19 protein-coding genes are annotated in these 19,003 nt (G+C 69.2%); 12 read left to right on the forward strand and 7 right to left on the reverse strand.

What is annotated here, in order from left to right; genetic code table 11:
* Window positions 1–319: 319 nt before the first annotated feature.
* Together QFZ47_RS21720 and QFZ47_RS21725 are read right to left on the reverse strand one after the other, a co-directional pair.
* Window positions 320–1,252: an alpha/beta hydrolase gene (locus QFZ47_RS21720; protein ID WP_370880604.1), complete on the reverse strand. Its 933-nt coding sequence runs from the start codon at window positions 1,250–1,252 to the stop codon at window positions 320–322.
* A 19-nt stretch (window positions 1,253–1,271) separates the two neighbouring features.
* On the reverse strand, window positions 1,272–2,039 hold the full coding sequence (locus tag QFZ47_RS21725; RefSeq protein WP_307657599.1) for an SDR family oxidoreductase: 768 nt from the start codon (window positions 2,037–2,039) through the stop codon (window positions 1,272–1,274).
* A gap of 145 nt (window positions 2,040–2,184) precedes the next feature.
* Here QFZ47_RS21725 and QFZ47_RS21730 point away from each other — a divergent pair, with 145 nt between their 5' ends.
* The 3 genes from QFZ47_RS21730 (at window position 2,185) to QFZ47_RS21740 (ending at window position 4,696) form a co-directional block, all read left to right on the forward strand.
* Window positions 2,185–3,090, forward strand: coding sequence for a LysR family transcriptional regulator (locus QFZ47_RS21730; RefSeq protein WP_307657600.1), 906 nt, complete (start codon window positions 2,185–2,187; stop codon window positions 3,088–3,090).
* Window positions 3,091–3,461: 371 nt separating this feature from the next.
* Window positions 3,462–4,214, forward strand: coding sequence for an SDR family oxidoreductase (locus tag QFZ47_RS21735; protein ID WP_307657601.1), 753 nt, complete (start codon window positions 3,462–3,464; stop codon window positions 4,212–4,214).
* A gap of 74 nt (window positions 4,215–4,288) precedes the next feature.
* Window positions 4,289–4,696 (forward strand): cupin domain-containing protein, encoded by a 408-nt coding sequence (locus QFZ47_RS21740; RefSeq protein WP_307657602.1) that lies wholly within the window; start codon window positions 4,289–4,291, stop codon window positions 4,694–4,696.
* Here QFZ47_RS21740 and mog read toward each other — a convergent pair.
* Both mog and yjgA read right to left on the reverse strand, forming a co-directional pair.
* The gene (mog, locus tag QFZ47_RS21745) at window positions 4,689–5,285 is read right to left on the reverse strand and encodes a molybdopterin adenylyltransferase (protein ID WP_307657603.1); all 597 of its coding nucleotides are present in this window, start codon (window positions 5,283–5,285) and stop codon (window positions 4,689–4,691) included. The two genes, QFZ47_RS21740 and mog, sit on opposite strands and share 8 nt — an antisense overlap.
* On the reverse strand, window positions 5,282–5,938 hold the full coding sequence (yjgA, locus tag QFZ47_RS21750; RefSeq protein WP_307657604.1) for a ribosome biogenesis factor YjgA: 657 nt from the start codon (window positions 5,936–5,938) through the stop codon (window positions 5,282–5,284). The genes mog and yjgA overlap by 4 nt, the downstream gene beginning before the upstream one ends.
* Before the next feature lie 106 nt (window positions 5,939–6,044).
* On the opposite strand from yjgA, the gene pmbA reads away from it, so the two are divergent.
* Window positions 6,045–7,415: a metalloprotease PmbA gene (gene pmbA / locus QFZ47_RS21755; protein ID WP_307657605.1), complete on the forward strand. Its 1,371-nt coding sequence runs from the start codon at window positions 6,045–6,047 to the stop codon at window positions 7,413–7,415.
* 142 nt (window positions 7,416–7,557) lie between these two features.
* On the opposite strand, the gene QFZ47_RS21760 is transcribed toward pmbA, so the two are convergent.
* Window positions 7,558–8,352, reverse strand: coding sequence for a fumarylacetoacetate hydrolase family protein (locus QFZ47_RS21760; RefSeq protein ID WP_307657606.1), 795 nt, complete (start codon window positions 8,350–8,352; stop codon window positions 7,558–7,560).
* Window positions 8,353–8,559: 207 nt separating this feature from the next.
* Between QFZ47_RS21760 and QFZ47_RS21765 the strand changes: the two genes are divergently transcribed.
* The gene (locus QFZ47_RS21765) at window positions 8,560–9,462 is read left to right on the forward strand and encodes a helix-turn-helix transcriptional regulator (RefSeq protein ID WP_307658991.1); all 903 of its coding nucleotides are present in this window, start codon (window positions 8,560–8,562) and stop codon (window positions 9,460–9,462) included.
* Here the strand turns inward: QFZ47_RS21765 and QFZ47_RS21770 are convergent.
* Window positions 9,459–10,394 (reverse strand): LysR family transcriptional regulator, encoded by a 936-nt coding sequence (locus tag QFZ47_RS21770; RefSeq protein WP_307657607.1) that lies wholly within the window; start codon window positions 10,392–10,394, stop codon window positions 9,459–9,461. The genes QFZ47_RS21765 and QFZ47_RS21770 overlap by 4 nt on opposite strands.
* 93 nt (window positions 10,395–10,487) lie before the next feature.
* Between QFZ47_RS21770 and QFZ47_RS21775 the strand changes: the two genes are divergently transcribed.
* The 6 genes from QFZ47_RS21775 to QFZ47_RS21800 all read left to right on the forward strand — a co-directional run bounded on the left by QFZ47_RS21775 (window position 10,488) and on the right by QFZ47_RS21800 (window position 18,075).
* On the forward strand, window positions 10,488–12,323 hold the full coding sequence (locus QFZ47_RS21775) for a gamma-glutamyltransferase family protein (protein WP_307657608.1): 1,836 nt from the start codon (window positions 10,488–10,490) through the stop codon (window positions 12,321–12,323).
* A gap of 50 nt (window positions 12,324–12,373) precedes the next feature.
* Window positions 12,374–13,339: a Bug family tripartite tricarboxylate transporter substrate binding protein gene (locus QFZ47_RS21780; RefSeq protein ID WP_307657609.1), complete on the forward strand. Its 966-nt coding sequence runs from the start codon at window positions 12,374–12,376 to the stop codon at window positions 13,337–13,339.
* 1 nt (window position 13,340) lies between these two features.
* Window positions 13,341–13,901: a GAF domain-containing protein gene (locus QFZ47_RS21785; RefSeq protein ID WP_307657610.1), complete on the forward strand. Its 561-nt coding sequence runs from the start codon at window positions 13,341–13,343 to the stop codon at window positions 13,899–13,901.
* A 79-nt stretch (window positions 13,902–13,980) separates the two neighbouring features.
* Window positions 13,981–17,055, forward strand: a complete 3,075-nt coding sequence (locus tag QFZ47_RS21790; protein WP_307657611.1) for an ATP-binding protein — start codon at window positions 13,981–13,983, stop codon at window positions 17,053–17,055.
* A gap of 119 nt (window positions 17,056–17,174) precedes the next feature.
* Window positions 17,175–17,534 carry a group I truncated hemoglobin gene (locus tag QFZ47_RS21795; protein WP_307657612.1) on the forward strand — a complete coding sequence of 120 codons (360 nt, stop codon included), beginning with the start codon at window positions 17,175–17,177 and terminating at the stop codon, window positions 17,532–17,534.
* A gap of 70 nt (window positions 17,535–17,604) precedes the next feature.
* Entirely contained in the window at window positions 17,605–18,075 is a 471-nt protein-coding gene (locus tag QFZ47_RS21800; protein WP_307657613.1) for a cupin domain-containing protein, read from the forward strand.
* Between the two features lie 29 nt (window positions 18,076–18,104).
* On the opposite strand, the gene QFZ47_RS21805 is transcribed toward QFZ47_RS21800, so the two are convergent.
* Window positions 18,105–18,380 (reverse strand): DUF4242 domain-containing protein, encoded by a 276-nt coding sequence (locus QFZ47_RS21805; RefSeq protein WP_307657614.1) that lies wholly within the window; start codon window positions 18,378–18,380, stop codon window positions 18,105–18,107.
* Window positions 18,381–18,451: 71 nt separating this feature from the next.
* Between QFZ47_RS21805 and QFZ47_RS21810 the strand changes: the two genes are divergently transcribed.
* On the forward strand, window positions 18,452–18,994 hold the full coding sequence (locus tag QFZ47_RS21810) for a nucleoside 2-deoxyribosyltransferase (protein WP_307657615.1): 543 nt from the start codon (window positions 18,452–18,454) through the stop codon (window positions 18,992–18,994).
* The last annotated feature ends 9 nt before the right edge of the window (window positions 18,995–19,003 follow it).

Consider the following 19,003-nt stretch of genomic DNA (forward strand, 5'->3'; position numbering starts at 1 on the left):
ACATTCCTACGCGGTGGGCGGCAACGAGAAGGCGCTGCCCTGGGCCTTGCTGCTGGCCACGCTTTATGAGGCTGCTGCGCAGTGCCACTGGTAAATCCGATCCATGACGTATTCCTTGTCGGAGGGACGGACGATAGATCGAATGGCTACTTCGAGGTCATACCCGATGGATATGTTTGCTCTGAGGAGGGTCCCTGCGGCAGCTTCGGGCCCACCAGCGACATTCCGCCCCCTTAACTCATCGCCGCGAAGCGGCCGGTCGTATCGGTACCGGCCCCGACCTGTCATTCCACCATCAGCCGACAGGCGAGCCGATGTTTTACGGAGACGCCAGGAACTCCTGCACGGCCTTCACCGTCGTGTCCGTCGCCTCTTCCATTAGCCAGTGGCCCGACCCTGGAACGACCAGTTCGGTCACCTGCGTCGCTGCATTGCGCATCACCACGGCCTCGTTGGCGCCGAACGACTTCTCGCCGCCGATCGCAAGCACCGGCATGGTCAGCCTGGTCTTGACCGACTCGGCATTGTCTTCGGCATCTTTGCGGATCGACAGGAACTGCGCGAACGCGGCCATCATCGCGCCCGGTCGGGCGTAGAGCTTGGCGTAATGGGCGCGTGTGCCCTCGTCGATCTTCGTGGGGTCGGCGGCGAATTCGTTCCAGAAGCGGTCGAGGTAGATGCGCTCGCGTCCCTTCACCAGGCGCAGCGCATCCTTGCCACCAAAATCGAAGTGCCACAGCGCGGGCGAGCGCACGATCTGCTCCCAAGGCGGGACGCCAGGAACCGGCGCATCCATCACGACCAGCTTGGTGGTCTTGTCGGGATAGCGCGCGGCGTACGCATAGGCCACCATGGTACCGATGTCGTGGCCCACGATGTCGGCCTTGTCGATGCCGAGCTGGTCGAGAACGGCTCGGACGTCGCCGGCCTGGGTCTTCTTGTCGTAGCCGCCTTCGGGCTTGGACGACAGGCCCATGCCGCGCAGGTCGGGAACGACGACGCGGTGATCCTTCGCCAGCGCCGCTGCGAGTGGCGACCACATGTCGCCGGTGTCGCCGAAGCCGTGGATCAGCACGACGGCCGGTCCTTTGCCACCGACGCGGACATGCAGCTTCACGCCATCGGCCTGTACCGACATGGTCTTGAAGCTGGATGGATAGGGCTTGGGCTGTGCATGCGCCGACAGGGTGGCCGCTAGGGAGGTGGCCGCCAGCAGGCCGATCCCCAATGCGCGTTTCAGAGGGCTGAACATGATGTGGTTCTCCTTAGGTTCAGGTGCGGGTGATCGAGACGCCGCCATCGACGAGCGAGGCCGTGCCGGTGACGAAGCTGGCGTCGTCGGACGCAAGATACAGCACGGACCGAGCCAGCTCTTCCGGCTTGGCGACGCGTTTGAGCGCATGCAGGTTGGTGATGAACGACCGCGACTCCGGCGTGTCGTTCATGTCGCGGTACATCGCAGTGTCGACGGCGCCGGGCAGGATCGCGTTGACGCGCACGCCCTGGGGGCCGTATTCCGCTGCCAGGGCTTGCGTCAGTCCGATGAGGCCGGACTTGCTCGCCGCATACGCCGCCACGCCGGGGAAGGCTGCCGTGTAGCCGACGAAGGTCGAGGTGAAGATCACGGAGCCGCCGCCGTTCTTCTGCATCTGCGCAATCTGGTGCTTCGCGCCAAGGAACGAGCCGGTCAGATTGATGGCGAGCGCATCGTTCCAGCCGGCCTCGGACACGCCGGTGCTGGCGCCGCCTTCGCCGAGCGTGCCGGCGTTGTTGAACGCAACGTCGAGGCGGCCGTAGCGCTTCACCGCCAGGTTGACCAGCCCCCGCGCGTAGTCCTCCGAGCGCACGTCGCCGGCCAGCGCGACGGCCTCGCCGCCGGCGGCGTTGATCTCTGTGACCAACTTGTCCAGTTCGGAGGCGCGACGCGCGCCGACGACCAGCTTCGCACCTTCGGCCGCGAACAGCAACGCGGAGGCGCGGCCAATGCCGGAACTTGCGCCGGTGACGATGGCAACCTTGCCTTCGAGTCTCTTGCCCATGATCAGTCTCTTTGAAGTGGTGGGAGTGGATGAATCGATGGGCCCAGTGTGCTCAGGGACGGTTGTTTTGATAAGCCGGCAGGTTGCGGTTCTTTTGTTCGGAAAGGGCGGACAATGGCCTCGAAGCCTGCAACCAGGAGAAGGCATGCTCAAGCTGGATGGGATCTCGAGCTTCGTGGCCATCGCGGAGGTCGGTTCGATCAGCGCGGCCGCGCGGCGGCTCAACCTGTCAAAGTCGGTCGTCAGCGAGCGCCTCGCCGAACTGGAACGCGGCCTGGGCGCACCGCTGTTCCATCGAACCACGCGCAAGCTCAGCCTCACCGAGGACGGCGCAGCCTTCCTGGAGCGCGCGGTGGGCATCGTGCGCGAAGTCGACGATGCGGCGGCCGAGGTGAGCGAACGTCGCGGAAAGCTCACCGGGCCGATGCGTCTCTCCGCGGGTGTCACCTTCGGCCGCATGCATCTGGGACCGGCCTTGTACCCGTTCCTCGCGAAGAACCCGAGCATCTCACTGACGCTGGAACTCGACGACCGACGGGTCGACGCCTCGGCAGACGGCTTCGACGCGGTCATTCGCCACGGCGCGATCGCGGACACGCGGCTGGTCGCGTGGACGCTGGCCACGAGCCGGCGCTGCCTCGTCGCTTCGCCGGAATACCTGAAGCGCAACGGCCGGCCGAAGTCGCTCGCCGACCTTGAACAGCATCGAGCGGTCTACTACCTGAACCGTGGCGTCGCCGACTGGCGCTTCATCGACGTGCGCTCCGACGAGTTCGTGCGCCCCGCAGCGGCACTGCGCGTCAACAACGGCGACATGATGCTCGACGCTACGTTGGCGGGCCTGGGCCTGGCGCTGCTGCCGACCTTCATCGTCGGCGCGGCCTTAAAGGCCGGTTCGCTCGTTAACGTCGGAGTCGGCCAGGCCGCCGCGCAGGAGTTTGTCTACGTCGCTCATCCGGAGGGGCGTCGCGCATCGGCCAAGCTGCGCGCACTCGTCGACTGCCTGCGCGAGGCCTTCGGCGACCCGCCATACTGGGATGCGGTGGGCTGAGCAGGCCCGGCAGGATCAGTGCATCGCGGTGCGATGCCGCGCGAGGTCGTCGCGCACCATCCGGGCGATTCAACGACTTGCGGCTTGCAAGAGTGCATCCGCGAAGCGGACCTTCTTGAACATCAGCTCATGGCCGGCTGTAGCCGGTCGCGGCCAGGCAGCTTCGAGCCCACGAAGCGGTCTTTTGATCTTCGCTGAACCAGACGTTCAACGCCCTTTCATTGAATGGGTGAGAGCACTGTCACGTCCGGCAGCGTGATATTGCGGGGATTTTCAATCCCGGTGTCACAAACGCCTCCCGCTGGACGTCTTCCTCGCATGGACGCCCACGGGGGGCGTTCCTTTTGACTCCCTTTACCGAGGAATCGACCATGAAGATCGTCATCATCGGAGGCTCTGGCCTCATCGGCTCCAAGCTTGCCGCGCGCCTGCGCGACGCGGGCCACGAGGTCAACGCGGCCTCACCCTCCACGGGCGTCAACACGCTCACCGGCGAAGGCCTGAAGGCCGCGCTGGCGGGTGCCAACGTGGTCGTCGACGTCGCGAATTCGCCTTCGTTCGAGGACGAGCCGGCGCTCCGTTTCTTCGACACCGCCGGGCGCAACCTGCTGGCGGCGGCTGCGGAGGCCGGCGTGGCGCACCATGTCGCGCTGTCGGTGGTCGGCACCGATCGCCTGCTGGCCAGCGGCTATTTCCGCGCCAAGCAGCGCCAGGAGGAACTGATCGAGGCCTCGCCCGTGCCTTACACCATCGTGCAGGCCACGCAGTTCTTCGAATTCGTGGCCGGTATCGCCGACGGGAGCGTGCGCGGCGGCGAAGTGCGGCTGTCGAACGCGCTGATACAACCGATGGCGGCGGACGACGTCGCTGCCGCGCTTGCCGCCGTGGTGACCGAGCCGCCCGCGCAAGGCCGGATCGAGATCGCGGGGCCAGAGGCCTTGCCGCTCGACGCGCTGGTGCGCCGCCTGTTCGCAGCGACCGGCGATAAGCGGCCGGTTGTCACCGATGCCGGGGCAAGCTATTTCGGCGTGCAGCTCGACGACCGCTCGCTGACGCCCGGCGCCGCCCCGCGCCTCGGGGCGACCCGCTTCGAGGACTGGCTTGCGCAGCGCGCGCGGGCCTGAGCCGCCGGCTACTTGCCTGTCCATCTATTCATTCATTCATTCAAGGCCCGCGATGCGGGTCGCAAAGGCAACCGATGACCCGCTTTCAGAAGACCTGCATTTCCCTCGGCCTCGCGCTAGGCGCGTTCGCCGCGATGCCCGCCCTGGCGGCACCCGAAGCCGCCGCGACCGTGCTCATGGCGAAGGACCTGGCGGACATGCCCGGCAAGGAGGCGATCTCGTTCATCGTCGACTTTCCACCGGGCTCCGTGGACCCGGTCCACCGCCACGACGCCCATGCCTTCATCTACGTGCTCGAAGGATCGATCGTGATGGGCGTGAAGGGCGGCAAGGAGGTCACGCTGATTCCCGGCCAGACCTTCTACGAAGGCCCGACCGACATCCATACCGTCGGCCGCAACGCCAGCGCCACCAAGCCCGCGAAGTTCCTCGTGACGATGGTCAAGGACAAGGGCGCGCCCTTGCTCACGCTGGTCAAGTAGCGCGCGGCGCCCGGATCGCCGACTTGGGCCTGAAGGCCTTGCAGACCGTGTCGTCCGTTTCCAGGTACGGCCCGCCGATCAGGTCGATGCAGTAGGGCACCGCCGCGAAGATGCCGGGCACGACCTGCACGCCTTCGGTGTCCCTGAGCCCTTCGAGCGTTTCGGCGATCGACTTCGGCTGCCCCGGCAGGTTGATGATCAGGCTCTTGTCGCGGATCACCGCCACTTGGCGCGACAGGATCGCGGTGGGCACGAAGCGCAGGCTGATCTGGCGCATCTGCTCGCCGAAGCCGGGCATTTCCTTGTGGGCCACGGCCAGGGTGGCCTCGGGCGTCACGTCGCGCAGGGCCGGGCCGGTGCCGCCGGTGGTCAGCACCAGCGAGCAGCCGGCGCTCACCAGCTCGATCAGCGTGGCGCTGATGAGGGCCGCTTCGTCGGGAATCAGCCGGGCCTCGAAATCGATCGGGTTCTTCAGCGCCCGGCCCAGCCAGGCCTGCAGCGAGGGCAGGCCCTTGTCCTCGTAGGTGCCGCTGGAGGCGCGGTCGCTGATGGAGACGATGCCGATGCGGACGGAGTCAGGAGTGGTCATGCGTCCTCTTCCCGGTCTTGCGCAGCCGCCGCAGCCGCATGGTCCGCACCACCGTGCACCGCGAGTTGCGCACGCACCAGCTGGAAGATCTCGCGGTAGGCCTTGCCCTGGCGCGGCGCTTCGCCGGCCGGGCCGGCCTTCAGGTCCTTGCGGGCCTGGCGCACCAGGGCGCGCAACTGCTGGGAATCGGTGGCGGGGTGGGTTTCGATCCAGCCGCCCAGCGCGTCGTCGTCGGCAATCAGCCGGTCGCGCCAGCGCTCGGCCTCGTGCAGCGCGGCGGTCTCGGCCGCGGGCACGCTGTTCTGCTCGGTCAGGGCGAGCTTCACGGCCTCCAGCACTTCGGGTTCGAGCTTGCGCATCAGCTTGCCGATGAACTGCATCTGGCGGCGCTTGCCTTCGAAATTGGTGATGCGCTTGGCCTCGGCGACGGCGTCGACCAGTTTTTCGCTCAGCGGGAGCGCGTCGAAGAGTGCGGCGCGCAGGCCGAGCAGTTCGGTGCCGAGCTTCTGCAGTTCGTCGCTCTCGCGCTTGAGGTCGGTGCGGCTGGCGTCGTCGGTGCCCTTGAGCTCGCGCTTGAGCTCCAGGTCGAGTTCGCTGCCTTCGGCGACGAACTGGCCACGGACGAAATAGCCTTTTTTGGGTTTGCGGGACATGGAGTGGATTCTGGGCCGCACCGTGCGGCGTTGCAACGCGTGCAATGCGCAGTGGGAAGTTGAAGGAAAAACGTGAAACAGGGGGCGCAAGTATCATAGCCACCACATGACGACATCCTCCTCGCGCGCCGATTCCGGCTTCGCCTACAGCCGCTCCTTCTTCGAAAACCTGGTCGACACGGCCCTGGCCCACGCCAAAAAGCTCGGTGCCACCGATGCCGGCGCCGAGGCCTCCGAGGGCTGCGGCCTCAGCGTCTCGGTGCGCAAGGGCGAGCTAGAGAACGTGGAGCGCAACCGCGACAAGTCGCTGGGCATCACGGTCTACGTGGGCCACCGCCGCGGCAACGCCAGCACCTCCGACTTCTCCGAGGCCGCCATCGCCCAGACCGTGCAGGCGGCCTACGACATCGCCCGCTTCACCGCCGAAGACCCGGTCAGCGGCCTTCCCGATGAAGAGGATATTGCCAAGGAGCACCCCGAACTCGACCTGTTCCACCCCTGGAGCGTGACCAGCGAAGAAGCAGCCACACTCGCGCTCGAATGCGAAGAGGCGGCGCTTTCGACCGACAAGCGCATCACCAACAGCGAAGGCGCGGGCGTCTCGGCCCAGCAGAGCCACTTCTTCAGCGCCCACACGCACGGTTTCCGCGGCGGCTACGCGAGTTCCAGGCATTCGATGTCGGTGGCGCCCATCGCCGGCAAGGGCGACGACATGCAGCGCGACTCCTGGTACAGCTCCATGCGCTCGGCCGGCGAACTGGCCAGCCCGCAGGCGGTGGGCCGCTATGCCGCCGAGCGGGCGCTGAGCCGGCTCAAGTCGCGCAAGATCAAGACCACCGAATGCCCGGTGCTGTTCGAGTCGCCGCTGGCCGTGGGCCTGCTGGGCGGGCTGGTGCAGGCCGTGAGCGGCGGGGCGCTGTACCGCAAGAGCACTTTCCTGCTCGATTCGCTCGGCAAGCCGGTGCTGCCGAAGCACGTCGACGTGGCCGAAGACCCGCACGTCCTGCGCGGCAAGGGCAGCTCGCCCTTCGACGACGAAGGCGTGGTGACCCGGGCGCGCAAGGTGGTGGACGCCGGCCGGCTCGAAGGCTACTTTCTCTCGACCTATTCCGCGCGCAAGCTTGGCATGAAGACCACCGGCAACGCCGGCGGCTCGCACAACCTGATCCTGAGCTCGCGCCTCACCAAGGCTGGCGACGACCTCGACGCCATGCTCGCCAAGCTCGGCACGGGCCTCTTCGTGATCGAGCTGATGGGGCAGGGCGTGAACTACGTGACCGGCGACTACTCGCGCGGCGCGAGCGGCTTCTGGGTCGAGAAGGGCCGCATTGCCTTCCCGGTGCATGAGATCACCATTGCCGGCAACTTGAAGGACATGCTGATGGGCATCGAGGCCATCGGCGCCGATGCCTACACCTTCGGCGCCAAGACCACGGGCTCGGTCCTGGTCAACCGCATGAAGGTGGCCGGCAGCTGAGAAGGTGAGAATGAACCTGCTGCGCACCCCGATCTCGCATCTGCGGTCCTCACCGTACGCGAGTACGGTTCCGGTCCTCGACGCAAGCTCGGGGCGCTCGCGACGGTTCCTTCACACCTTCTGAGCGCACCACGCTCGTCCTTCAGACGATGCGCACCGACAGGTTCGGCAGGCCGTCGATGTGGATCTCGATCACATCGCCGCGCACCACCGGACCCACGTTCTCGGGCGTGCCCGAGTAGATGATGTCGCCGGGCATCAGCTCGAAAGCCTGCGACAGGCGGCTGATCTGCTCAGCCACCGACCAGATCATGTACTTGAGCGTGGCGTTCTGCTTGGTCTGGCCGTTCACCTTGAGCCAGATCGCGCCGTCGGTGTAGTGGCCGACCTTGGCCACGGGATGGATCGGTCCGATGGGCGCCGAACGGTCGAAGCTCTTGCCGATTTCCCAGGGCTTCTTCTGGTCGCCCATCTCGCGCTGCAGGTCGCGCCGGGTCATGTCCAGGCCGAGCGAATAGCCGTAGACCAGGTCCAGCGCATCCGCTGCCGCGATGTTGCGCCCGCCCTTGCCGAGCGCGACCACCAGTTCCACTTCGTAGTGGTAGTTCTTGGTGAGCGAGGGGTACGGATGGTCGGCCACGGTGCCGGGCGTGACGACCTGGATCGCGTCCGCCGGTTTCTGGAAGAAGAAGGGCGGTTCGCGGTTGGGGTCGGAACCCATCTCGCGCGCATGGGCCGCATAGTTGCGGCCGATGCAGTAGATGCGGCGCACCGGAAACGCCTGCTCGCTGCCGACGATCGGCACCGTGGCCTGCGTCACCGCGAAGGGCGTTTGCGCCGAGCGCGATGCGCCACCGGCAGGCAGCGCGCAGCCGGCCATGGCGCTGGCGGCCACGGCGGCGGAGCCAGCCAGCAGGCCGCGTCGTGAATTGGACATGATCTTTGTCTCCTGGATCTTTGATGAAAAGCGATGAAGGCCGGCCGCAGCCAGCCGGGCCATTCTGGAACGCGCCGCGGCGGCGCTTGCGTACGCATCTACGCAAAAACAGCACGCAGGCAACACGCGATGCCGCCAACAGCTCGGGCAGCGGCTTACCATCGCGCCATGTCGGCCCTTCCATCCAGCAGCCTGCGCCTCTACGGCATGCAGGAGCGCGCGAACCACCTCGACTTCGACATCCGCTTCGAAGGCGCGCGCGACGTGCTCGCGCGGCCGCACCGGCACGAGTATTTCCAGATCCAGGTCAGCATCGACGGCGGCTCGCAGCAGGTGATCGGCGGCGCGGTGCGCCCGTTCACCGCGGGGCACCTGAGCTTCGTGCTGCCTTACCGCGTGCACGTGGTGCCGCATCCGCCCGGCGCGCGCTATGCCATCGTGAACTTCGACCAGGGCTTTCTCTGGCCCGAGCTGGCGGTCGAGGCGCTCGACCTGGAAGAAGTGCCGGCCGCGCGCCAGCCCGAACTCGCGCCCTTCCTGTTCCAGGAATACGTGGACTTTCACTTCGGCGATGCCGATTTCGTGCGCATTCTTGCTTGGCTCGACGAGCTCGCCGTGCTGAACCGGGAGCGGCGCTTCGGCGCCGTGGGCGCGATCCGCGGCATCCTGCTGCAGCTGATGGCGCTGGCCTGCAGCCGGCACGAGGGGCCGCTGCTCGCACAGGCGGCGCTGCAGGGCGGCCGCAGCGCGGGCCACGATGCGCTGCAGCGCGTGATGCGCTACGTGCGCGAGCACCTGGGCGAGGAAATGTCGCTCAACGATGCCGCGGCGGCGGCGATGCTCTCGCCCAACTATCTCGCGCACCTGCTCAAGAAGCAGACCCGCCGCACCTTCACCGAACTGGTGACTGAACGCCGCCTCGAGCGTGCGAAGGAGCTGCTGGTCACGTCGAACGCCCGCATCGGCGACATTGCGCGGCAGTGCGGCTTCGGCGACGCGGTCTACTTCGCCCGCCGCTTCAGGCTGCAGAACGGCGTCACGCCGCGGCAGTTCCGCAGCCAGGCCGATGCCGGGCTGGACAAGGCGGCGCAGGCGCTTTCCAGCCGCTAAGGCCGCGCGCCGCGGAGCGCTTCGGCCATTGCATCCACGACGGCGGCATTGGCCACATCCTGCAGCCGCACCACGCCCACGGGCGGCAGGTTCCACTGCAGGCGCTGGGGCATCACGCGCGCGCCGCTCGCATCGGCCACCTCCTGCGCAATGTCGTCGGGCAGGATGGTGATCGCGTCGGGCATGTGCCGCAGCACCGACACCAGCGTCTTGTGCGCGTAGGCCTCCAGCAGCGGCACCGGCACCGGTTGCCCGGCCGAGGCGAAGATCGAATGGATCATCTGGCGGATCGGCGTGTCCGCCGGCGGGAAGATCCAGTGCAGGGACACGAAGGCCTCCCAGTCCAGCCCGCGCCGCAGCAGCCGCTGGGCGGCCGTGCGCGACACCACGAGGCGCGGCTCCTGCTTGTAGAGGAACTGCTGTGCCAGCCCGGCTTCGGCGCTGGCCGGCGTGAAGCGGCAGATCGCGCAGTCCAGCGTGCGCGCCTGCACGGCCTGCACGAGCGCATGGGTCGTGGCCTCTTCGACCACGAAGCCCAGGCGCGGCCGCACCGCCAGCAGGTGCTGCCAGACGGCGTCCTGCGTGACGCGCGAAAGAAAGGGGATGAGGCCGATGCGCAGCCGCCCCTGCAGCCCCGTGCCGAGCGCCGCCAGGTCCTGGCCCAGCGAATGCGCATCGGCCAGCGCAACCCGTGCCCGTGCCAGCACCAGCAGGCCCGCGGGCGTGGGCTCCAGGCCGCGCCGGCCGCGGGTGAACAGCGGCGCCATGAAGATGTTCTCGATCTCGCCCAGCGCGCGCGTGACGGTGGGCTGGCTCAGGCCGAGGTGCTGCGCCGCGCGGCTGACCGAGCGCTGGCGCTCGAGCTCCGCGAGAAGGGCGAAGTGGCGCAGCTTGAGCCGCGGCGTGAGGTGTTGCAGTGTCGGCGCCGGCATGCCGCCATCCTATGCGAGAGGTATAGCAGCGAATGCATGCATTCATCAGAAAATATGCAGCAGTAGCTATTCGTTATTTCTACACTCGGCCGGATGTTCACGACCCGTCCTGAAATCGCCGGCACCTTCGGCGTTGCCTCTTCGACCCACTGGCTGGCCTCGCAAACCGCGATGGGCGTGCTCGAACGCGGCGGCAACGCCTTCGACGCCGCCGTGGCTGCGGGCTTCGTGCTGCAGGTGGTGGAGCCGCATCTCAACGGCCCCGGCGGCGAGGCGCCGATCCTGCTGTGGAGCGAACGCGAGCGGCGCATGCACGCCATCCGCGGACAGGGCTGCGCGCCGGCCGAGGCCAGCGCCGCGGCGTTCCGCGCCCTCGGCTTCGAGCAGGTGCCGGGCATCGGCCTCCTGGCGGCCACGGTGCCGGGTGCGTTCTCCGCCTGGCTCACCATGCTGCGCGAGCACGGCACCTGGTCGCTCGCCGGGGTGCTGGCACCGGCGATTGGCTATGCGCGCGACGGCTTTCCGCTGGTGCCGCGCGTCGCCGAGGCAATTCTTGCCGTGCGCGGCCTGTTCCTCGAACACTGGCACTCGTCGGCCGAGGTGTGGCTGCCCGGCGGCAAGCTGCCCCAGCCAGGTGCGTTGTTCCGGCTGCCGGCACTGGCCGCCACCTACAGCCGCATCGTCGAGACCGCCGAGCGCGAAGGCAGCGGCCGCACCGGCGTGATCGATGCGGCGATCCGCATCTGGCAGCAGGGCTTCGTGGCGCGCGAGATCGACAGCTACAGCCGCGGCACGGCCGTGCGCGACAGCAGCGGCGAGTCGCATGCCGGCCTGCTGCGCTACGAGGACATGGCCGCATGGCGCGTTGCCACCGAGGCGCCGCTCACGGCGCAGTTCGGCCGCTACACGGTCGCGAAGTGCGGCTTCTGGAGCCAGGGGCCGGCGTTCCTGCAGCAGATCGGCATGCTGCGCCACGCGGGGCTCGAGCAGCATGCACCCGGCACGGCGGGCTTCGTGCACCGCATCACCGAAGCCGCCAAGCTGGCCTTGGCCGACCGGCTGGCGTGGTATGGCGCGGCGTCCGGCGCGCGCGCCGATGCGCAGCAGGCGCTGCTGTCCGACGCCTACCTGCGCGAACGCTGGGCCTTGGTCGATCCAGAGCGCGCGTCCGACGTGCTGCGGCCCGGCGAGCCGCTCGGCCTTGCGCCGCGCCTGCCCGACCTGGACGTGAGTGCGCGAACCCTGCGCACGGCCGACACGCGCTTCGGCGTCGGCGAGCCCACCTTCGCCGCACTGCCGCCGGTCGCCGAATGGGCGGAGCGCGAGATCTTCGTGGGCGACACCTGCCACATCGACGTGATCGACCGGCACGGCAACATGGTCGCGGCCACGCCTTCGGGCGGCTGGCTGTCCTCGAGCCCCGCGATTCCGGCGCTGGGCTTCGCGCTCAACACGCGGCTGCAGATGAGCTGGCTCGACGAGGGGCTGCCCAGCTCGCTCGAGCCGCGCGTGGCGCCCTGCACCACGCTGTCGCCATCGATGGCGCTGCGCGACGGCGAGCCCTACATGGCGTTCGGAACGCCCGGCGGCGACCAGCAGGACCAGTGGTCGGTCGGCTTCTTCCTGCGCCATGCGGTGCACGGCCTCAATCTGCAGCAGGCCATCGACGCACCGGCCTGGCACGTCAAGCACGCCCCCGGCTCCTTCTGGCCGCGCCAAACCACGCTCAACACGCTGACGCTGGAATCGCGCTTCGACCCCGAGGCGCTCGAACAGCTGCGCGCAATGGGCCACCAGGTGCAGGTCGGCGATGCCTGGTCCGAAAGCCGCATGTCCGCCTGCAGCCGCGAACACGACACGCAGGGCCGGCTGGTGCTGCGCGCCGGCGCCAACCCGCGCGGCATGCAGGGCTACGCGGTGGGCCGCTGATTTCCGCCGCCTTCGCTTCATTTCCTCACCTTCGTTCCAAGGACATCACCATGCTCCAACGTGCCTTCCGGGGCCTGCTTCTGCTGGCCCTCTCATGCGCCGCGCAGGCCGCGCTGGCCGCCTACCCAGAGAAGCCGATCACGCTCGTCGTGCCCTGGGCCGCCGGCGGCTCGACCGACATCCTGGCGCGCGCCATTGCCGAGCAGCTCGGCAAGTCGATGGGCCAGCCGGTGGTGGTCGACAACCGTGTCGGCGCTTCCGGCAACATCGGCTCGAACTTCGTCGCCAAGGCTCGGCCCGACGGCTACACGCTGCTGATCGGCTCGATGAGCACGCATGCGATGAACCCCACGCTGATGCCCGGCATGCCCTTCAAGGGCGCGGATGACTTCACGCCCATTGCGCTGGTGGCCAACGTGGTCAACACGATGGTGGTCAACCCCTCGGTGCCTGCGAAGGACCTGCGCGAGTTCATCGCCTACGCCAAGGCCAACCCCGGCAAGCTGGCGTACGCCTCGGCCGGCGGCGGCTCCACCAACCACCTGAGCGCCGAGATGTTCAAGAAGGCGGCCGGCATCGACATGCTGCACGTGCCCTACAAGGGCGGCGCGCCGGCCGTGCTCGACACGGTGGGCAACCAGACCCAGGTCCTGTTCTCCGCCGGCACGCAGACGCTGCCGCACGTCAAGGCGGGGAAGCTGCGCCTTTTGGCCGTGACGGAGCCCAAGCGCTCCGCGCTGCTGCCCGACACGCCCACCGTCGCCGAGACGCTGCCCGGCTACGAGATGAGCGTGTGGTACGCCGCGTTCGGACCCGCGGGCATGCCCGCCGAGCTGGTGACGCGGCTCAATGCCGAAATCAACAAGGCCCTGGCTGTGCCCGAAGTGCGCGCCCGCATGGATGCGATCGGCGTCGAGCTGGTGAAGAGCACGCCCGAGCAGCTGGCCGCAGCGCTCCGCAAGGACACCGAGCGCTATGGCAAGGTCATCAGAGACCTCGGGATCAAGCTTGACTGAGGTGCTGTCCGTCGAAGTGTGCGAGCGGCTGTGCGACGCGCTGCCGCGGGCCGTCACGGTCGATGCCGCGCTGGGGCACATCGAGTCGGCGCGCCGGGCGCTGCTCGGTCCGGGGCTGCTCACGGTGAACCTGAACGCGACGGCCCCGGGCGATCCGACCGACGAAGTGCAGCTGCAGCGCCTCTGGTCGTCCGACCCGCAGGCCTACCCGGTGGCGGGCCGCAAGCGCAAGACGCTCACGCGCTGGACGCAGCAGCTGCTGGTGCGCGCCGAGGTCTTCGTCGGTGAAGGCGAGACGGCGCTGGCCGAGGTGTTCGACGACCACGCGCTCATTGCCACGCTGGGCCTGCGCGCGGTGGTGAACGTGCCGCTGCTGGAAGACGGCCGATGTGCGGCCACCTTCAACGTGCTGGGCACGCGCGCGCGCTGGACGCAGCAGGAGATTGCGCTGGTGCGGCTGCTGGCCCTGCTGGCCACGCCGTGGGTGCTGCGCGCGCGCCGCGATGCCTGGGCATCGCAGCCGGGGCCGTGGGGCTCCCGGCCTCCCTTCACCGTGGCGTAAGTCCTAAGTCCTATAAGCATTCGCAGCGCGCAGACTCGCTCTTGCCGGTCCCCAGGGCCGGCAAAGCACAAGGAGCGGCATGGCTACGCTGGACCGGATGGGCTGTCATCGCTGCGGGCGCGTTCGCCTGCACGCCGATGCGCCATGTCCGGCTTGCGGCGCGGCGCCGATCGCGGGAGCGGCGGCAGCGGGTGCGAACGAGCCCTTCGTCGGCCGCCGCGGCGAGCTGCAGCTGGCGCACGATGCGCTCGGCGGCGCGCTGGCCGGGCGCGGCCGGGTCGTCATGCTGAGCGGCGAGGCCGGCATCGGCAAGACGCGGCTGGCCCAGGAGGTGGCAACCCTGGCCCTGCGGCGCGGCATGCTGACCCTGTGGGGCCGCTGCCTCGAGGAGCCCGGCGCGCCGCCCTTCCTGCCGTGGACGCGCGCGATGCAGGCCTGCCTGCGGGCCTGCCGCGACGAGCGCCTGCCTGCGCTGCTCGGGCGCGAAGCCGCCGCGGCCGTGGAGATTGCGCCCGAACTTGCCGAGCGGCTGCCCCCCGGCACCGCGGTGCCGGCGATCGGCGAGGGCGACCATGCACGCTTCCGGCTGTTCGCCGCGGTTGCGCATTTCTGGCGCCAGGTGGCCGCGTTGCGCCCGCTGCTGCTGATCCTCGACAACCTGCACTGGGCCGATGCGTCGTCGCTGCGGCTGCTGGCTTTCATCGCCCAGGACGTCGGCGAATCCCGCATCCTGCTGCTCGGCTCCTACCGCGAGGCCGGCCTGTCGCGCCAGCATCCGCTGGCCGCGACCCTGGCCGAGCTGTTGAACACCCGGCAGTTCTGCCGCCTGCCGCTGCAGGGCCTGAGCCTCGAAGAAACCGAGCGGATGGTCGCCGCGGCCAGCGCCGTGACGCCGCCGCCCGCCGTCATCGCGACCATGCACCGCCGCACCGAGGGCAATCCGCTGTACCTGGTCGAGACGCTGCGCTTCCTGCATCAGAGGCCCTGCGGCGGCGACCCGCATGCGGCCGCGGCGCGGGTCGAAACCGTGCCGAGCGGCATCCGCGCGGTGATCGGCCGGCGGCTCGACCAGCTCTCGGCGCCATGCTGCGAACTGCTCGCGATCGCCGCGTGCATCGGCCGCGACTTCGACCTGCCGCTCCTGGCCGAGCTGGCCGGCGCCGGCGGCGAGGCCGCGCTGCTGGGCCGGCTCGACGAGGCGCTGGCGCAGCGCGTCATCGAGGCCGTGCCGCCCGGGCCGCAGTACCAGTTCAGCCACGTGCTGATCCGCGAGGTGCTCTACGACGAGCTGACCGCGTCGCGCCGTGTCGCGCTGCACGGGCGCATCGCCGAGTCGCTCGAGGCGCGCCACGCCGGCGGGCTCGATGCGGTGCTGGCGCAGCTCGCCTACCACGCGGCCGCGGCCCTGCCCGTGGGCAGCGCGGCGCGCGCACTGGACATTGCGCAGCAGGCCGCCGCGCGGGCCGTCGCCTTGATGGCGTACGAAGAGGCCCTGCGCTGCTACCGGCTCGCACTGCAGCTGCAGGAGCGCTGGCTGCCGGCCGAGCGCGCGCGGCATGGCGCACTGCTGCTGGCGCTCGGCGCGGTGCAGACCCACGCCGGCGAGAACGACGCCAGTGCCGCCACCTTTCTCGAAGCGGCCACGCTGGCGCGCGCGCTCGGCGATGCGGACCTGTTCGCGCAGGCAGCGCTCGGCTTCGAGAACAACGGCTGGCGCATCAGCCGCCCGGGCGAGCAGGCGGCGGCCCTGCTCGAAGAGGCGCTGGCGGCCTCGGACGGCTTCGATGCCGCGCTGCGGGTCGATCTGCTGGCCGCGCTGTGCCGCGCCTGCATCTTCTGCGGGCGCCAGCCGCAGGCCAACGCGGCGCAGCGCCGCGCCGTGGCACTGGCGCGCGAGCTGGCAATGCCGCAGCCGCTGTTCAAGGCGCTGGCGGCGATCCTGCCGGCGCGCGCCGATCCCGCCCAGCTCGACGAGCGCCTGCGCTGCGCGCGCGAGGCACTCGAAGTGGCCGAGCGTGCCGGCCACATGGAGTGGGTCGACGCGCTGACCGGCTGGTACTTCGGCGATCTGGTCGAGAAGGGCGAACTCGCCGCGGCGCGCCCGCTGGCGCAGGTCCACGCGCGGGTGGCGGACGCGATCCGCCAGCCCTTCATGCAGGCCATGGGGCTGGCCAGCCTGACCCTGCTCGCCGCCTACGAAGGCCGCTTTGCCGATGCCGAGCGGCTGGCCGGCGAGACCTTCGCGATCGGGCAGCGCTTCCTGCCCGGCAACGCGCAGGGCGCCTACAGCCTGCAGATCTTCGTGCTGCGGCGGCACCAGGGCCGTCTTGGCGAGGTATTGCCGGTGCTGCGCGGCCTGGTCGGCAGCGTGCCGCGCGACAGCCTCTGGCAGCCCGGGCTCGCGCTGATCTGCACCGAACTCGATCTGCACGAGCCGGCGCGCGAAGCCTACGAGGCGCTTGCGGCCGACGGCTTTGTAGGCATCGCGCACGACGGCATGTGGTTGACCAACATCGTCTTCGCGGCCGAGGTCTGCGCCCGCCTCGGCGACCGGCCGCGCGCAGCGCTGCTGTACCGGCTGCTCGAGCCCTACGCCGGCCGCAACGTGGTGACCGGCACCAACATCGCCTGCTTCGGCGCCGTGGACCGCTACCGGGGCATGCTGGCCGCGCTGGCCGGCGACGATGCAAACGCCGCGGTGCACCTGCAGGCCGCGGTCGCGCTGGACGAGCGCTGCGGCGGCCGTCCCTGGCTCGCGCACAGCCGCTTCGAATGGGCGCGCTGGTTGGCCGGGCAGGGCGGCAACGCGGCTGCCGCGAAGGCGCAGCTCGACGCGGCGCTGGCACTCGGCCGCGAACTGGGCATGGCCGCCCTGGCGCGGCGCTGCGAGGCGCTGCAGCGCGAACTGGCAGGCGCCGGCGCGGCACCGCCCGCGGCCCCCGAGGGCCTGAGCCGGCGCGAGCTTGCCGTGCTGCGGCTGCTCTGCGCCGGCCACAGCAACCAGGCGATCGCCGAGCGCCTGTTCATCAGCCCGCACACGGTGGCGCACCATGTGCGCCACATCCTCTCGAAGACCGACTGCCGCAGCCGCACCGAAGCCGCGGCCTGGGCGCACCGCCATCGCGTCGCAGCCGAAAGCCAGGAGCAACTCTGAGCGCCTGGGCGGCGCGGTACGAAATGGTCAATTCGGGCGATGCGCGGCCGCGCGCCGAAGCCTAACTTCGGGTTTCAGGCTCGGCGCCGCCGGCCCCCCAACCCGAAGGAGTGCTCCCCATGCCCGCAACCCTCTACGAACGACTTGGTGGTGAGGAGCGCATCCAGCGGCTCGTCACCGACGTCATCGAGAACCACTACGCCAATCCGCTCATCCGTTCCCGCTTTGCCAACAGCAACCGGGCCGAGGTCGAGCGCCACGTCGTCGAGTTCCTTTGCGCCGGCAGCGGCGGCTCGCAGTGCTACACCGGCAAGGACCTGGTGTCGGCCCACAAGGGCATGAACATCAGCGAGCAGGAACTGGTTGCCGCGATGGACGACATCGTCGCGGCCATGACCAAGAACGGCTACGACCAGGCCGAGAAGAACGAGGTGGTCGCGATTCTCTATTCGCTGAAGGGCGACGTGGTGCGGCTGTAGACGCAGCGGCCGGTCTCGCCCACGCCCCGGCGGCGCTTCGCCGGTGAACGGAAAGAAAAGGAACCTGACCATGACACGCCAACCATTTGCCGCCTGGGCGATCGGCGCAGCCCTGATCGCAGGCATCGCCACCAGCTGGGCCCAGTCCGGCGACCATCGGATGATCTCGCCGGCCGACCTGAAATGGGCCGACGTTCCGTCGCTGCCGCCCGGCGCGAAGCTCGCGGTGATCGAAGGCCCCATGAGCGAGGCCGTGCCCTTCACGGTGCGCATCAAGGTGCCGGCCAACTACCGGATTCCGTCGCACTGGCATCCGGCCGTCGAGCGGGTGACCGTGCTCTCGGGCACCTTCCACATGGGTCTGGGCGACAAGCTCGACATGCAGAAATCGATGCCGGTGGTCGCGGGCGGCATGATGATCCTGCAGCCCAAGACGCCGCACTTTGCCTGGACCAGCGAGGAAACCGTGGTGCAGCTGCATGGCACCGGCCCCTGGGGCGTCACCTACGTCAACCCGGCGGACGACCCGCGGGCGAAATGAACGGACGCAGAACGCCGCGCGCCGCCGGTTCAGGCTGACACGAGGTCGGCCGGCAGCGGCGGCGGGCGCAGTTCGCCGACCTCGATCACCACGTCGGCCGGCAGCCCGTTGCGCCGCGCCGCCTCGCGGATCGGCTCGACGCCGGGGGCTTCGTACAGGCAGTACGTCTTCTTCTTGTCGGCACTCAGAAACGAATACAGCCAGCGCACGCCGACGTCGTCGTTGACGCGGATGATGCCGGCCGCGGCCTCGGGCGAAACCTCGAGTTGATCTGCGAAATTGCGCTCGATCAGATAGAGAGGCATGGCGGCTCCTTCGTCGTGATGGTGCATCCATCGTAGTACGGCGGGCAGCAAAAATCTAAGATGTGCCCCTCATGGACACATACCCCGACAACCCGACACGCCCGCGGATCTACCTTGCAGGCCCGGACGTCTTTCGTCCCGACGCCAGGGACCACTTCGTGCGGCTCGCGGCGGCCTGCGACGCGCGGGGGCTTGCGGCCCTGCTGCCGGCCGACGGCAACGAGGAACCGGATGCGCAGGCGCCGGAAATGCAGATCTACCAGGCCAACATGCAGCGCCTTCGCGGCGCCGACGGCGTGGTGGCCAACCTCGCGTGCTTCCGCGGCCTCGAGCCCGATTCGGGCACGGTGTTCGAGGTAGGCGCCGCGGTGGCGCTGCAGATTCCCGTGGTGGCCTACGGCGTGCCCGAAGGCAGCTATGCGGACCGCGCCCGGGCCGCGCTGCAGTGCGCGCCGGATGCGGCCGGGGTGCTGCGCGAGCACGGCAGCGGCACCGCGGTGGAAGATTTCGGCCAGCCGCTGAACCTCATGCTGGCCTGTTCGATCCACATCGCGCCGACGCCGGAAGCGGCGCTGCAAAAGATGGCGGAACTGCTCGCCGTACTTCGGCGCTGAGCCGCCGCG

Source organism: Variovorax paradoxus (assembly GCF_030815975.1).
GTDB lineage: Bacteria > Pseudomonadota > Gammaproteobacteria > Burkholderiales > Burkholderiaceae_C > Variovorax > Variovorax paradoxus_N.